The organism is Glaciecola sp. XM2 (genome assembly GCF_018595715.1).
Classification (GTDB): Bacteria; Pseudomonadota; Gammaproteobacteria; order Enterobacterales; family Alteromonadaceae; genus Glaciecola.
In genome coordinates this window covers 1-15,514 of record NZ_JAHEOJ010000020.1, presented here as the reverse complement: position 1 = coordinate 15,514, position 15,514 = coordinate 1, and the positions used below count along the sequence as shown (strand labels likewise).

General features: G+C 44.1%; 18 protein-coding genes. 4 read left to right on the top strand and 14 right to left on the bottom strand.

Annotation, left to right across the window (positions count from 1 at the left end):
- The first annotated feature begins 60 nt into the window (after positions 1–60).
- Together glnL and glnG are read left to right on the top strand one after the other, a co-directional pair.
- Positions 61–1,149, top strand: a complete 1,089-nt coding sequence (gene glnL, locus KJ365_RS04785; protein ID WP_214450500.1) for a nitrogen regulation protein NR(II) — start codon at positions 61–63, stop codon at positions 1,147–1,149.
- Positions 1,146–2,552 carry a nitrogen regulation protein NR(I) gene (gene glnG, locus KJ365_RS04780; RefSeq protein WP_214450499.1) on the top strand — a complete coding sequence of 469 codons (1,407 nt, stop codon included), beginning with the start codon at positions 1,146–1,148 and terminating at the stop codon, positions 2,550–2,552. The genes glnL and glnG overlap by 4 nt, the downstream gene beginning before the upstream one ends.
- Before the next feature lie 7 nt (positions 2,553–2,559).
- Here glnG and panP read toward each other — a convergent pair whose 3' ends face one another.
- A complete protein-coding gene (panP, locus tag KJ365_RS04775) occupies positions 2,560–4,182 on the bottom strand; it encodes a pyridoxal-dependent aspartate 1-decarboxylase PanP (RefSeq protein ID WP_214450498.1) in 1,623 nt (540 codons plus the stop codon).
- 184 nt (positions 4,183–4,366) lie between these two features.
- Between panP and KJ365_RS04770 the strand changes: the two genes are divergently transcribed.
- On the top strand, positions 4,367–5,086 hold the full coding sequence (locus KJ365_RS04770) for an EAL domain-containing protein (protein ID WP_214450497.1): 720 nt from the start codon (positions 4,367–4,369) through the stop codon (positions 5,084–5,086).
- On the opposite strand, the gene trmB is transcribed toward KJ365_RS04770, so the two are convergent.
- The 5 genes from trmB to nhaD form a co-directional block, all read right to left on the bottom strand.
- Positions 5,047–5,751 carry a tRNA (guanine(46)-N(7))-methyltransferase TrmB gene (gene trmB / locus KJ365_RS04765; RefSeq protein ID WP_214450496.1) on the bottom strand — a complete coding sequence of 235 codons (705 nt, stop codon included), beginning with the start codon at positions 5,749–5,751 and terminating at the stop codon, positions 5,047–5,049. The genes KJ365_RS04770 and trmB overlap by 40 nt on opposite strands.
- 3 nt (positions 5,752–5,754) lie before the next feature.
- Positions 5,755–6,525 carry an ABC transporter permease gene (locus tag KJ365_RS04760; protein ID WP_214450495.1) on the bottom strand — a complete coding sequence of 257 codons (771 nt, stop codon included), beginning with the start codon at positions 6,523–6,525 and terminating at the stop codon, positions 5,755–5,757.
- On the bottom strand, positions 6,522–7,457 hold the full coding sequence (locus tag KJ365_RS04755; RefSeq protein ID WP_214450494.1) for an ABC transporter ATP-binding protein: 936 nt from the start codon (positions 7,455–7,457) through the stop codon (positions 6,522–6,524). The genes KJ365_RS04760 and KJ365_RS04755 overlap by 4 nt, the downstream gene beginning before the upstream one ends.
- A 107-nt stretch (positions 7,458–7,564) precedes the next feature.
- Positions 7,565–8,095 (bottom strand): hypothetical protein, encoded by a 531-nt coding sequence (locus KJ365_RS04750; protein ID WP_250884031.1) that lies wholly within the window; start codon positions 8,093–8,095, stop codon positions 7,565–7,567.
- Between the two features lie 70 nt (positions 8,096–8,165).
- On the bottom strand, positions 8,166–9,587 hold the full coding sequence (nhaD, locus tag KJ365_RS04745) for a sodium:proton antiporter NhaD (RefSeq protein WP_214450493.1): 1,422 nt from the start codon (positions 9,585–9,587) through the stop codon (positions 8,166–8,168).
- A gap of 223 nt (positions 9,588–9,810) precedes the next feature.
- Between nhaD and KJ365_RS04740 the strand changes: the two genes are divergently transcribed.
- Positions 9,811–10,278 carry a hypothetical protein gene (locus tag KJ365_RS04740; RefSeq protein ID WP_214450492.1) on the top strand — a complete coding sequence of 156 codons (468 nt, stop codon included), beginning with the start codon at positions 9,811–9,813 and terminating at the stop codon, positions 10,276–10,278.
- Positions 10,279–10,362: 84 nt separating this feature from the next.
- Here the strand turns inward: KJ365_RS04740 and KJ365_RS04735 are convergent, their stop codons facing one another.
- The 8 genes from KJ365_RS04735 to tuf all read right to left on the bottom strand — a co-directional run.
- A complete protein-coding gene (locus KJ365_RS04735; RefSeq protein ID WP_214450491.1) occupies positions 10,363–10,806 on the bottom strand; it encodes a DoxX family protein in 444 nt (147 codons plus the stop codon).
- 120 nt (positions 10,807–10,926) lie between these two features.
- Positions 10,927–11,985: a CNNM domain-containing protein gene (locus tag KJ365_RS04730; RefSeq protein ID WP_214450490.1), complete on the bottom strand. Its 1,059-nt coding sequence runs from the start codon at positions 11,983–11,985 to the stop codon at positions 10,927–10,929.
- A gap of 143 nt (positions 11,986–12,128) precedes the next feature.
- Positions 12,129–12,317, bottom strand: a complete 189-nt coding sequence (locus KJ365_RS04725) for a hypothetical protein (RefSeq protein ID WP_214450489.1) — start codon at positions 12,315–12,317, stop codon at positions 12,129–12,131.
- A gap of 141 nt (positions 12,318–12,458) precedes the next feature.
- Positions 12,459–12,773 carry a hypothetical protein gene (locus KJ365_RS04720; protein WP_214450488.1) on the bottom strand — a complete coding sequence of 105 codons (315 nt, stop codon included), beginning with the start codon at positions 12,771–12,773 and terminating at the stop codon, positions 12,459–12,461.
- 22 nt (positions 12,774–12,795) lie between these two features.
- Positions 12,796–13,695 carry a DMT family transporter gene (locus KJ365_RS04715; RefSeq protein WP_214450487.1) on the bottom strand — a complete coding sequence of 300 codons (900 nt, stop codon included), beginning with the start codon at positions 13,693–13,695 and terminating at the stop codon, positions 12,796–12,798.
- Positions 13,696–13,725: 30 nt separating this feature from the next.
- Complete coding sequence (locus KJ365_RS04710) at positions 13,726–14,010, bottom strand: hypothetical protein (protein ID WP_214450486.1); 285 nt, start codon at positions 14,008–14,010, stop codon at positions 13,726–13,728.
- Positions 14,011–14,084: 74 nt separating this feature from the next.
- Complete coding sequence (locus KJ365_RS04705) at positions 14,085–14,489, bottom strand: DUF6010 family protein (protein ID WP_214450485.1); 405 nt, start codon at positions 14,487–14,489, stop codon at positions 14,085–14,087.
- Positions 14,490–14,620: 131 nt separating this feature from the next.
- A partial coding sequence (gene tuf / locus KJ365_RS04700) for an elongation factor Tu (protein WP_214450484.1) occupies positions 14,621–15,514 on the bottom strand: 894 nt, incomplete at its 5' end.

Genomic DNA, 15,514 nt, shown 5'->3' with positions numbered 1-15,514 from the left:
ATTCAGTAACAATGCGACAAAATGATGCTATGCACTGTAATAGTGCAAAAGGCTTTAATAATGTCGCTCAAACCCGATACGTTCGATTTACATCAGCTGATTCATACTATGAAAACGGCCGTCATTGTTGTAAACGAGCAAATGCTGGTTCACTTTATCAATGACGCTGGTTTGAATCTCCTGGAAACTGGCCTAAGTCAAATCAAAGACCGCTCTTTAAGCACAGTGCTACTGGGTGATAGTATCGATTTTGATAAATTTACGCGCGCATTATCGCATAACGAAGCGTTCACAGAGGCCGAGCTTCAATTTTGCTTTAAAGATGGACGCAGCGTGATGGTAGATTTACACGCAACGCCACTTGATCATGAAAGCGATACTTTTTTACTTATCGAAGTTCTCCCCATCGATAAGCAACGGAAAATCTCTCAGGAAACCCAGCAATACGCGCAGCAAGTAGCGGCAAAGGAGCTGATTCGTGGACTTGCCCATGAGATCAAAAATCCGTTGGGTGGCATCAGAGGCGCAGCGCAACTCTTAGGCAAAGAACTTAAGGACCCTTCCCAAGCAGAATTTACACAAATGATCATTGATCAATCTGATCGCCTCAGAGCGCTAGTCGACCGCTTGCTAGGTCCAAACTCGCTTCCGCAAAAGCGGATGTGCAATTTGCACGAAATTATTGAAAAAGTACTAACCGTTATCTCTGCCGATATTATGTTTAATATTCATGTTGAGCGCGACTATGACCCCTCTATTCCTGAAATTCATGCCGACCCCGACATGATTCAGCAAGCGCTCCTAAACATCGCCCGCAATGCAAGCCAAGCGCTCAAGAGTGCCAAAGCTACTAATCCAGTGATTGGTTTTAGAACCCGTATTGAGCGTCAGTGCGTGATTAAAGGAAAGCGGCATGGACTTTGCGCACTCATTAGCATTATAGACAATGGCCCTGGTGTGCCCGCTGAGCTTAAAGACACCTTGTTTTACCCCATGGTAACGAGCAAGCGCAAAGGCTCTGGATTAGGGCTTTCTATTGCACAAACACTGGCAGACCATCATCAAGGGAAAATTGATGTTGAAAGCTTCCCCGGTTATACCGAATTTACCTTACACCTCCCAATAACAATAAAGGACGATACTCCATGATTGAACCAGTTTGGATAGTTGATGACGACAGCTCCATCAGATGGGTCTTGGAAAAGGCATTAAAAGCCGCACAGATAGGATGTATGAGTTTTGATAACCCAGAAGATTTACTGCTACAAATCGAATCTGGGCAGGCGCCTCAGGTCATTATCTCAGATGTGCGCATGCCGCAGATGGATGGGATGACTCTGCTTGAAGAAGTGCACCATCATTTTCCAGAGCTACCTGTCATTATCATGACGGCGCACTCTGATTTAGACAGTGCAGTAAATGCATATAAGGGTGGAGCATTCGAGTATCTTCCTAAACCCTTTGATGTTGACGACGCCATTGCATTAATAAAGCGAGCGCTGGAACATGCTCGCGAAAACACTCGCGCGAAAAACACAGAAGTCACCAACCCGAGTAAAGAAATTATTGGTGAAGCCCCTGCGATGCAGGAAGTCTTTAGGGCAATTGGGCGCTTGTCTCGTTCGTCAATTAGTGTGCTGATAAATGGTCAGTCAGGCACAGGAAAAGAGCTTGTCGCACAAGCCTTACATAAACACAGCCCTAGAGCTAAAGAGACTTTTGTTGCACTAAATATGGCCGCCATTCCCGCCGACCTTATCGAATCAGAATTGTTCGGCCATGAAAAAGGAGCCTTTACCGGCGCACAAACGGCACGACAAGGTCGTTTTGAACAAGCCGATGGTGGCACTTTATTCCTCGATGAAATTGGTGATATGCCAATCGATGTGCAAACGAGGCTACTTAGGGTGCTAGCAGACGGTCAGTTTTACCGCGTTGGCGGGCACAACCCTGTTTCAGTTGATGTACGAATAATTGCCGCAACCCACCAAAACCTTGAGACGCGGGTGGCACAAGGTAAATTTAGAGAAGACTTATACCATCGCCTAAATGTTATTCGTATACACATCCCCTCTCTCAATGAGAGGCGCGAAGATATCCCCCTACTCGCAAAGCACTTTTTGGCGAAAGCTGCAAATGAATTGGGCGTTGACCCAAAGAGCTTAGGTAAAGCCGCCTCGCAAAAGTTAACGGAGTTAGCGTGGCCAGGTAACGTTAGGCAACTTGAGAATACCTGTCGGTGGTTAACGGTGATGGCGAGCGGGCAAGAAATATTACCTAACGACCTGCCACCTGAGCTTACCACTACCAACGAAGAGGTAGAAAAGGCTGCAGAACAGGGAGATTGGACTATATTGTTATCTAACTGGGCAGATCAGCAGCTTTTAGCCGGTAAACGCGACATCCTAGATGATGCACAAGCACAATTTGAGCGGGTGCTGCTTGACTGCGCCCTGAAACATACGCATGGGCATAAACAGGAAGCGGCAAAACGCCTTGGATGGGGTCGTAATACCCTGACTCGCAAGCTGAAAGAGCTCAATATTCAGTAAGCGCTCGCTAAGCAATCTTGACCTGTTTGAATTGGGTAAGCGCTAACCAAACTGGGTGATCTTGAGCAAGAGCAAGTTGCTCTTCCAAAATGGATGACAAATCTTCTACGGTCGTCAGCGGATTGGCTAGGACAACCCTAAATACAGTGACCGACTCGTTATTGTATTGTTCAAGCTCAATGCGGGTTCGAGAAACAAACGATCGGCCCGCTTCGCGCTGACGTTTTTGGATAGACACAGTTAACTCATCGAGCTGATGGTTAAGAGTTTGAATTTCGCTTTGCGAAAGGTCAGGCAAATCGTGCAAAGCCTCTGGACGCAAGCGGTAGGTGAGTAAAGAAAGCACTGGCGAGGTGGTCAGCTCAAAACAGGGGTGTTGAGAGATCATATCGGCAAAAAGTTGAGCTTTCTCAATAGCGTTATCAATTAACAACTCATAGCCTCTTCTGCCCAAAATATGAAACGACGAGTACACCATCATCGCCATGCCGTTGCGGGAACCTTCCAGTGTGGTTGCGCCTAAGTCTTTTGAGCCTTGTCGCAAAATATATTGGGCATGATGACGCACTGAATTGCTTGCCGCTGGATCTTTGAAAAGGGCCATGCCTGCACCCATTGGCACATACATTTGCTTGTGAGCATCGATGGTCGCTGAATCAGCATCTTCAATGCCTTTGAGCTTGCTACGGTAAGTATCCGAAAACAACGTAGCGCCGCCCCAGGCTGCATCTACATGGAACCAGCAACCTAACTCTTTGGCAACCTCTGCTAGTTCATCTAGCGGGTCTACGTGTCCGGTTTCTGTTGTGCCAGCAATCCCCACAATCGCCAGCAGCTTATTGCCCCTTTCTTGATACGCTTTCCCCGCTGCCAATGCTTTTTCAGGAGATAATATTTGTTTAGGACTTTCAATGCTCAGCATGTTGTCCCGACCTATGCCTAACACATCGACCGTTTTGCCAAGCGAGTAATGCCCTCTGCGTGATGACATAATCCCTAAGTTTTCAATATTGAAGTGCTTGTAAGCGGCCACGAGGCCCGTTTTCGCAACGCCTTTAAAACCGTCTTGTGGGCCAAGCAATAAATTACGTGCAACCCACAAAGCGGTAATATTGGCAACGGTACCGCCTGAACAAAACGCACCAAGAGAGTGCTCGGCACTGTGCAAATAATCAGCATAAAAATCATCCTCGCGTTGATAAATGAGATTATGCATCATGCCAAGCGTTTGTCGCTCTAGCGGGGTAAATGCTTTTGATGTTTCTATTTTGACAAGGTTTTGATTCAACCCCACCATCAGCTTTGAAAGCGGTAGGTGAAAATAAGGAAGAGCCGAGGTCATATGCCCTATAAAAGTGGGCGCGTAAGTATTAACCGAATGCGCGACAAGTTTATCTAACAGCGCTTCAGCATGACTAGATACAAATTCAGGCGAGTCAGGCACACGGGCGCTAGAAAAGTCTTGCTCAATCTCTTCAAGTGATGTTTTCTTTGTGACCACATGCTGAGATAAGAAATCCGATACATTATCAGACAAGTGACGCTCAATTTTCGCAAGTGTGGAATCATCATGCTCGGGTTTAGTAAATACCCGAAACAAGTGCTCTAAGCTAACTTCTGCTTTTGCCAAACTATATACCCTGCCTGCGACTAAGAGCCGCACTTTAACCCAGTTCTGAAAATTTACCAAGTGGGCGACAAATAATTTATATACGTCAATAGATGCAAAATTGCACATTTATGACATTTTTATTAAAGGCTTCAGAGATTTGACTGATAACACTATATAGAACATATTTTAAACAGGACAAGTCGTGCACGCCCAGCCAGTTCACACACATGTTGAATTAGAGCAAGTCATTCCCTTTTATCAGCCTATTTACGCATTAAAAGCGAAGACGGTTGTGCGCTATGAGTGTTTAGCCCGATTATTGAATGCACAACAACAAGTTATCTTGCCAAACGAGTTCTTGTACATTATCGAAAAACATGATGACCGAGTTGATATGACCTCGCGGATCCTAGAGCTTTCCCAAGCATACTGTAAGCCGAGACAGATGAGTTGGTCAGTCAACTTGTTTGCATCAGACTTGCAAGACGCAGAGCTCGTAAATAGTCTGCAACGTATTTGCACGGATAGCTCTAAAGGCTTATGTGGCATCGAGATTCATTTTGCTTATATTAAAGATTACTTACCGCAATTAAGGCTGTTGCTCACCCGTATTCCCCATTTACATATCACAGTAGATGAAATTGAAGAGTGCACCGATACGCTAAAAGGCGTAATTGCCAGTGGTATACATGCCATCAAAATAAAAGGTGAGTTGATCAAGCGCTTTGCCTCTAATGAGCATGGGCGTCAAGTGATTGCTGATTTTCGCGAACACTGCCAAACACATCAATGCGCATTGATTGCTGAGCATATTGAAGATCAAGAAACCTTAGATGCAGTACAAGCTTTAGGCATAGAATATGGGCAGGGATTTTATCTTTCTCATCCAGTGCCTAAAGTTTTTGCGGTCCATAGCGACTGACCCGATGCCGAGTACTTTCGCTCAAAGGGCGTAATAGCTGGGTTCTGCTTGCTTATATCTAACGTATCAATAGCCATTTTATAGCCGAGCGTTTTTGCCGCGATCACAAACTCTTGTAAGTATACTAGCCAGTTAGAGCGCACTTCTATGTTCGAACAGCATGACATGATGTCTGGAAAGACTGAGCTGGCGTGCCATCGTTTGCCAACTTGCGCCTTTTTAGGATAAGGGTTGGGGTATAAAATAAATTGTTTGGTTAAGACCCAATTCTGTGCAAGAGACTTACGCTCAATATACACGCGCAATAGTCGCCAAAAGTCGTTAAGGTCAGCCTGTATCACTTTGTAGTTTGAGCGCTCACCACCTTGCTTACCTGCATAGCTTTCGTGCTTTTGAAGTCTAGAGGCCGACTTGTCTATCCCAATTATGCGAATGTGCGGATACAGCTGTGCTAGTCTCGCGGTGCTTTCACCTACCCCACAGCAAGCATCTAGGTATACCTCTCCTTTCCACTCATCCAGCCACTGAATAATCTCATTAAATGCGGTTTGCGTATGCTCAGCAATAGGGCGTTGCGAACCATGTTTAGCGTGCTTCAACACCAGCTTAGACACATCCTCGTGGGGCCCTTGTTGGTTAGAAGTGATTTCACGCGCCTCATTCATAAACTAGCTTCTTATCCCAACGCCTTTCTTCAATAACCGATATGCAACTGAAAAGAGCACCGCATTAAAGACGATTAGTAAGCCCAGCGAAACAAGATAATTGACGTCTGACACACCCAAAAAGCCATATCTAAAACCATTGACCATATATACAATCGGATTCGCCTGACTCACCGTTTGCCAAAACTCAGGCAGCAGCGTCAATGAATAAAATACGCCACCTAAATAGGTAAGCGGCGTGAGCACAAAAGTAGGAATAACGCTTATATCATCAAAGGTCTTTGCAAAAATGCCGTTGATCAAGCCCGCTGTTGCAAACAATGTTGAGGTTAAAATAAGCGTAACGACGATGACCAAAAAGTTGTGGATGCGCAAGTCGACAAAGAAGGTCGATACACTAATCACAATCACACCAATCAACATCGCTCTGGCAACGCCACCACCAACAAAGCCCATAATAACAACCCATGTAGGTACCGGGGCAACTAGCATTTCCTCTATGTTGCGTTGAAATTTGGCACTAAAAAATGACGATGATACATTGGCGTAAGAGTTAGTAATGATCGCCATCATTATAAGGCCCGGTACAATAAACTCCATGTAGGTAAAACCGCCCATGTCGCCAATACGCTTGCCTATAAGATTGCCAAAAATCACAAAGTACAATGACATGGTGATGGCCGGCGGCACCAGCGTTTGGATCCAGATTCGCAAAAAGCGCGTGCACTCTTTAATCCAAATTGTTTTAAGGGCAACAAAATTTAAACTATTCATGCGCTTTCCTCTTTTGCTTGCGCCTTGCCGCTTTCAACTAACCTGACAAACAGTTCTTCTAGGCGATTAGATTTATTACGCATACTCATGACGTCGATATTTTGTTTGGAGAATTGCTCAAACACGCTGTTTAAACCCGTTTCTTTAGGCACGTCTACCTCAATTGTTTGGTCATCGGTTGCACGCGTAACAAACTCTGAAATACTGATATCTTTGGCACCACTTGCCACATCAAACAAAAAGGTCTCAACGTTTAAGGTTGCAAGAAGGGCCTTCATGCTGGTGTTTTCTACAATCACACCTTTATCGATAATGGCAATGTTCCTGCACAGCATTTCTGCTTCTTCAAGGTAATGAGTGGTTAAAATGATCGTTATACCTTGTTCATTAATCTCTTTTAAGAAAGACCACATCGAGCGACGCACTTCAATATCTACACCCGCTGTGGGCTCGTCTAAAATAAGCATTTTAGGTTCATGCATCAAAGCCCTAGCAATCATCAAGCGTCTTTTCATACCGCCGGATAATTCTCGCGCACGTGCATTACGCTTTTCCCATAAATCTAATTGTTTTAGGTATTTTTCAGCTCGTGTTTTTGCGATATTTCGTGGCACACCATAGTAACCAGCTTGGTTGGTCACAATTTGCATGAGCGTCTCGAACTGATTGAAGTTAAATTCTTGTGGCACAAGGCCGATGCATGATTTCGCGGCTACTTCTTCGGTGACTGAATCATAACCAAATACTGAGACTGTGCCCGAGGACTTATTGACCAGTGAGCAGATTATGCCAATCGTGGTGGACTTGCCGGCGCCGTTAGGCCCAAGCAGTGCAAAGAAATCACCTTGGTCAACCTCTAAGTCGATTCCCTTAAGGGCTTGTACGCCACCTGAATAGGTTTTCTCAAGCGCTTTTATATCTAGTGCTTTCATGCAATTCTCATAATTGAATAGATAACAGACTGTGGATAACGATCATTGGCATTGATATGCCAATTTGGGAGGCAATGATAACAGTTTAGGACAACACGCGCATATAACTATTGGCTATGTTGCATAAGTTGCTTAGTACGTTGGAAGGTTTGCTGAATAATGACCGCGTCGGTGCTAGCACGATGGCGCTGCATACCAGATTGCGCAATCACTTTCGACTTTTCTGCATCCCAAATAGCAAGTTGTGGCTCAGACATCACCATTTCTATCGCACTTACTGAAAACGTCATCGGAACCGCAGCCTGAGCAAACAGCTTCACCATCCATGGATGATCCACAACCCAAGCGTCTGAATAGAGCGTGTGGCCATCAACAAAATCATTTAGCGCTAAGCATACACCTACCGCCTCCTCGCCCCGCGCATGCAGTTCAGCACGGGTAATGCCATGCACAGACTCTGCCGCCTTATCCCAAAACTGCCATTGTGCAAAAGGCTTGATAAGCTTACAGAAACGACGGCCGTCAGGCATAACGACTCCCACTTCAATAGGGAAGCTATCGGCACCAAACCCACTTGCTTCGACATCTAAGATAGCCGGTAACGCTTTTGTTAAAATGGGACATCTCGCAACGTACAAACGTTAGTTTATTGTAGCGATAAATCCACAACTTACCAGTATCGTTTAGATTTGCGGTATGCAGCGGTCTTTAACCGTTAATGAGCAAATGCACGCCTATGCTTAGGAAATAGCCTAAGGCAATAACAGGTGTCCATTTCAAATGCCCAAAAAAGGTATAGTAGCCTCTGGCTTGGCCCATAAGTGCAACACCCGCTGCGCTGCCGATAGACAGCAAACTCCCGCCAACACCTGCGGTCAATGTAACCAGCAACCACTGAGACGTATTCATATCAGGGTTCATGGTAAGCACAGCAAACATAACCGGGATATTGTCGACAATAGCAGACAAAATACCTACTAATACGTTAGCCGGTAAAACCCCTAGCTCCCCGTACATAAAGGCTGAGGCTAACCCCAAGTATCCCATAAAGCCTAATCCACCCACTGCAAGAATAACCCCATAGAAGAAAAACAAGGTGTCCCACTCCGCTTGTGCAATTTTATTAAAGATATCAAATTTTCCATAGCTACCATGAGGGGTGCTACCAGGCGAAGCATCTGGGTCTTGCTCCCAGTTTTGTGACTGAAGCTTGAGAAAGTAACTATAGATTTTGAGATATGAAAAACCAAACATCATTCCAAATACTGGCGGAATATGCAAAAAGCTATGAAAACTGACTGCAGTTACAATAGTCAGTAGGAATAAAAATACGATGGGGATCCCACCAGGACGAACAGAGACCGTTAAATCCTCATTGCCTACATCTGGTTTGCCACTTGGGAGCGCAAAACTCATAACAAATGCAGGAACAACAAAGTTAACAACCGATGGTAAAAACAAGGAGAAAAACTCACCAAATTCAACCATACCTTTTTGCCATACCATTAGCGTTGTTATATCACCGAAAGGGCTAAATGCCCCACCAGCATTGGCAGATACCACGATGTTGATACAACCGAGGCCAATAAAAGTTGGTTGGTCTTTACCCACAGCCATTAGCACCGCACACATCACTAAAGCAGTGGTTAAGTTATCGGCGATAGGAGAAATAAAGAAGGCCAAAATGCCGGTTAGCCAAAACAATGCTTTGTAACTTAATCCTTTGGCAACCAGATAGTTTCTTAAGGCATCAAAGACACCGCGCTCTAGCATCGCATTGATGTATGTCATTGCCACAAGCAGGAAGAAAAATAGCTCCGCATATTCTAAAAAATTATGACGAATCGCTTCTTCTACGACGAATTTATCAGCACTGTTTTGATAGGCAATTGCAATTAATACCCATATCAGACCTGCAGCAAGAAGAACCGGTTTTGATTTTCGTAAATGAATTTGCTCTTCTAGAATCACAAATATATAAGCAACAACAAAAATAACGAGTGCAATATAGCCAAAGTAAGAGTGGGTCAAATCAATTATACTGCCAACACTACTTTGTGAAGCAAGCACCGAAACGGGAAATATCAAGGTAATGATAAAGACGAAAGTAGGTAACGCCCAACTTTTCATAATAGGTCCTTACGACGTAAATCTATTGCTATTAAAACGCATGGATGTGTGAGTACCGCAAGCTTAGTGACAAATGCTGTTTTCACTTATAAGACATTGGTAGCGCAATCGTACTTTACAGCTTCAACCTGGTTGATTTAACACGATATACTGACGTATTAGAGGTTTATTGATAATATGAATAGTGAGTATGGTTCGGAACAACGAGGCACAGTAATTTACCATGCAAGATGATAAATTTGTTGACCCGCGCTTACAAGCGCGTGAAGCGATATTTCAACAGCTACATCTGAGCACCTTTGAAACAATGGGGTATGCTCGCGCAATCGCACAATACGTCGAAGAAACCGGCCATGATATTGAAACCGATAATGCGGATTACCAGCAATTGCTACGCGATTATCAAATTACTAAAAATCTCGCACCCATCGAGGGCTCACGTGTGGAAATGCTGTGCGTGCAAACCGACGCTTCACTCAATACCAATTCGCAAGCTCATGCAACCTATGCACAGCTGTGCGCAGCGGCCACTAGCGCCCTGAATCATTGGCGTATATTGTCAGAAATACCAGAAGATTTGAGAGACAATGAAGAGGTGACACGTGCGTTGAAGGATAAGTTTCAGCAACAAGTACAGACTTGGGAATACATACTGACGGATATTTCTGATGGGCAAAGCGATATTGAATAAAAACACTCGGTTCTAATTGATACATACAAAAAGCCCCGTTAAACGAAACCGTTAAGGGGCTTTTTAATTACATTGTTTGACGTTTTAAGATACTCGTTTAGCGATGATGTTATCGAGTGAGAATTTACCTGCGCCCGATACAGCAAGTGACGCTGACATAGCAAGTAAGGCAAGACCAAACGCATAGCCATTGTTTGCCATAAATAGTCCATTTGGTAGATGCACGGTGACGATGGCAACTAACATTGTGACTGCCAAAGCAATACCTGTCGCTCGGGTAAGTAAGCCAGCAATTAAAAATAAGCCACCAAAAAACTCCGCGCTACCTGCCATCAGCGCCATAAAGTATCCAGGCTCTAAGCCAATAGAAGCCATCCATTGACCCGTTCCCTCAAGACCAAAGCCCCCGAACCAGCCAAATAACTTCTGAGCGCCATAAGCAACAAAAATAATGCCGGCGGTTAGGCGCAAAGCAATAGGAGATAAAGCAGTGTTTTTAACAAAAGCATGTGAAAGTAAGTTATTCATTTTCAATTCCTCAAAGTGATTAATTAGTTAAATCGTCGTAAGCGATGAAACTAATATACACCTATAAATTGAAAAGAATATTGCGATAAATTGCTTATACCTTTCTATTTTTTAGAATATTTATTTCTCGGACTGACCTTGCGACATGAGGCGCTTCTCTCTGCGCCGCCACATAACCTTTGCTAACTTTTTCATGCTAACGGTCGTGTCTCGTTCATCCACAATTTCTACGCCTAGCAGGCTTTCGAGCAAATCTTCTAATGTTAATATTCCCTCAAGCCCTCCATATTCATCGACGACCAACAAAACATGTACTCGAGAATTCAAAAAATGATCGAATGTAGCTGCTAGTGGCATATTCGCTAATAGCGTGATCATCGGCTTAACATAGTCTTCTAAAGTAGTGTCACCCTTGTTATTTGCCCCAGCAATTAAGATATCTGTGCGTAATACATACCCTATGATGTGTTCGCTTTCTTGATTCTCGTACACCGGAATGCGTGAAAAGGGATTATCTCTATATTTATCTATAAATTCAGACACCGTCGTTTGGTCGGATAACGAAAACACCACCGTGCGATGCGTCATCGCGTCACGAATCTTTAATTCGTGCAGACTAAGTAGATTCTGTAAAAATGCCGCTTCCTGCTGTGCTAACTGACCCTCTTGACCAGAAAGTTCCGCCATAGCCAATAACTCGTTACGACTTAAGCCCTTTAGTGGGCTTTCTTCAGTAAAACCGCTGGTGAGCTTTTGTGACATTTTGACAAAAGGATACAGGGCGAAAATGAGGTACTTTAAAAAATACGCTGTGGCAGGCGCAAGAGGCCGCCAAAACGTGGCACCCAAGGTCTTTGGAATGATTTCTGAGAATACCAAAATCAATAGCGTTAGCACCGCCGAAATCAGCCCAAGGTAAGCATCGCCAAACACTTTTGCCGCTTGTGCTCCAGCGCCTGCTGCCCCCATGGTGTGAGCGATAGTGTTAAGCGTTAATATGGCCGCTAAAGGTTTATTGATATCTGAGGTAAGCTTCGATAGAAGGGCACCTGAAGGCTTCCCGTCTTTTTGCAATAATGAAATATAAGCCTGAGATACACTGAGAATAACCGCTTCGGCGATAGAGCATAAAAATGAAAAGCCTAGCGCGATAAAAACGTAAATAAACAGCACTAACATTGAAGATAAAAACCTTGCGATACTAATATCTTTTCAGTGTAGCACAGCATAACGAATGCATGCCCAGCTTTCAGCAAAAAGATAGCATTACCGTGATAAAGATCACGGTTTGAGCAGGTGTTATAAAATGTCCAGCAACAAGCTTATAGCTTTGGCTTACGCATATAGAAGTAAACGAACAAGCTAGCAATCGAAGTAGTAATTAATACATCTGGGCTAACGTTAATGTTCAGGCTAAACAAAGATGGGTCTACAAACTCTAATAGCACCAAACCATACACCAGTGCTAAAACGCCGAAAAAAATCCGAAATAAAATACGTGAAACTTGCACGATACTACCTATTTATTTTCCAAGCTGACGCGACTTGGTTGTTATTATTATGCGAGGTTTTTGCGCCAATTTTTTGACGCTTTGATTGTGCGTTAACTTGAATGTAAATTCAAGAAATCTTTTGCTGATCAGTGAATAAATTTAATGCGAGGACGTCGCCGAAATGACCTGATTGTTTTCATCAAAGATAATTTCGCAGGTCACATAGTTCATGGTAAAGCGAGACGTGGCTAAAAACACTGGGTTGCCGTCAACTTCATACTTTTCTATATGCAAGAACGTGCCTGTGTCTAACTGCCGCTGAACACTTGCAAGGGTCACGCCTTTAGTGAAATTACCACATAGGTAAACCACCTCTTTACGCGCCTCATCGATAAATATGCCACTCATGATTAATGTAAAAAGCATCAACGCTATGCTGATCAAGCGAATGACTATGCGTCGGATATTGTTCATATGCTAAATCCACTCAATGTTGCTAGGCAACCTTCTTCATTACAGGTTTACAAAACAGTACAAGCACCACGCCACCAAGAACCAAAACACAAGACAAGACTAGCCTTAAACTAATCGCCTCATGTATGAATAACCAACCGCCAAACGCAGCGATGACCGGTACGCTTAATTGCGCAACAGCGGCGGTCATAGATTCAAAGCGTGGTAATACTAAATACCAAATCGCGTAACCTAAACCAGATGCAAGGGCACCTGACAATATTGCGTATATCACACCGGCAGTCGTGAAACTTAGTAGCGGATATGACAGGCCAATAAGTAGGGCTACGAATGCACAGCAGCGCACAAAATTAAATGCCGTGTCAGCGAGAGCATCTTTGCTCCCTTTGCCAATTAATGAGTAAATACCCCATGCTAATCCGGCCATTACCATCGCAATCGCTCCCACTGCAGAGGGCGTGCTTAAGGTCGGCCAAAGCAAGTAGACTAAGCCAATGCACGCAAAACAAAATCCTAGCCATTGCCACAATCCAAATCGTTCGCCCTTAGTCAGTCCATATGCAATCATACTCACCTGCACACTGCCAAATAAAATTAAAGCACCAACGCCCGCGTCAATCTGCACGTATGCATACGAAAAACCAGCCGCATAGACAAACAGCGCTACCGCGCCTAGCCAGCTACCTCGAGCATGGCTCAAATTTGAGAATTGTTGCACCCGTCTTTGTCGAATGAGCCAGATGAACAGAAGCATGACACTGCCCGAAAAAATTCTTACGGCAGTAAAGCCAGCAGGGTCGATGGAGCCATCAGCTAACGCTAACCTGCAAAGCACCGAGTTCGCCGCAAAGGCGATGATTGCAACAACTAAGAGAAAGTATGTTTTAAACTTTGCATGGTGCTCACCCGCGTTAAGCATCATCGCAGGAAAGTTCGGACGTTTAATAGGGGTTTACAACTTAAAGAAGACAAAAGCGATAACGCCTACGCTTAATAATCCAACCCATAAAATAGGCGATTGAATAATAGATAAAGGTCTAGCGGCAGCGGCTCTTACTTTGCTGATGCGAGATTGGTGCTGACTGTCTTGAGGGTCTGATTTATCTTCAATGATAAACACCGGAGCGGCAACAACGAGCAAAACAAGCGCTAGATAACCAATCGCCGTGTCGGTATCAATGACCACATAGGCAATGTATATGGTCATTAAGATGTAAGCGTATTTTAAGTATTTCAAGGTCGCTTCCTTTACTACATTATTACGTCAATTTTGCCTATCAGGGGCAACTATGTCTATCAAAATCGTACACGTTAAGATATGGACTGGCGCTGTGTTTTGCGCTTATGCGTCTGGTAAATAACCCATACTCCAATCACTAGATCAAATCCACCACAGAAACTGCGCCACCAAATAGGCACACCTGGATTGACGATGAAGTGAGGATGCACAAGATCAAATAGCGCATGCAGGATAAGCGCAATGCCTATCAACATAGGGACAAAATGCATGCCTACGATAGCTAACGCAACAAATATCAACGCAAATAAACTTTCTATAATCAGTGCTTGACCAGAGATTACCGCGAATAAAACATAATACGAGGCTATGACGATTAGGACGGTAGGATAAAAGCTTTTATCTTTATCAAATGCCGCTATATTTGAAACGAAGGCAATAAAGGCAGCAAGTGCAATACCGATAATAAAGGACAGCATAATAGTCATCTCATTTTTGAATTGGTTTTATTCAGCACTGCGTATTGTGCAGACTCTTTTGTCATTATCGTATCAAATAAGCAATAAAAAAGGCCGCATAATGCGGCCTTCTCAAAACGTGTGCGATGTGCTTAAGCTAAAATCTTAGCTACAACACCGGCGCCTACTGTGCGGCCACCTTCACGGATTGCAAAGCGTAAACCTTCATCCATCGCTATCGGAGCAATTAGCTCTACGACGAATTTAAGGTTATCACCAGGCATTACCATCTCTACGCCTTCAGGTAGCTCTACTGCACCTGTTACGTCAGTTGTACGGAAGTAGAACTGTGGACGATAGCCTTTGAAGAATGGAGTATGACGGCCACCTTCATCTTTGCTTAGTACATATACTTCTGCTTCAAACTTAGTATGCGGGTTGATTGAACCAGGCTTAGCCAATACTTGACCACGCTCTACGTCTTCACGCTTTGTACCACGTAATAGAACACCTACGTTCTCACCAGCACGACCTTCGTCTAGAAGCTTACGGAACATTTCTACGCCCGTACAAGTTGTCTTCGTAGTGTCTTTGATACCTACGATTTCAACTTCTTCACCTACTTTAACGATACCTTGCTCAACACGACCGGTTACAACCGTGCCACGACCTGAGATTGAGAATACGTCTTCGATTGGAAGAATGAACGGCTTGTCGATGTCACGCTCTGGCTCTGGAATGTAGTTGTCTAGCGCTTCGCCTAGCTCTACAATCTTCGCTTCCCATACTGGGTCGCCTTCTAGCGCCTTAAGTGCTGAACCTTGGATTACCGGTAAGTCATCACCAGGGAATTCATATTCAGTTAATAGCTCACGTACTTCCATCTCTACTAGCTCTAGAAGTTCTTCGTCGTCTACCATGTCACATTTGTTCATGAATACGATCATGTAAGGAATACCAACCTGGCGACCTAACAAGATGTGCTCACGAGTTTGTGGCATAGGACCGTCTGTAGCAGCTACTACTAAGATACCACCGTCCATTTG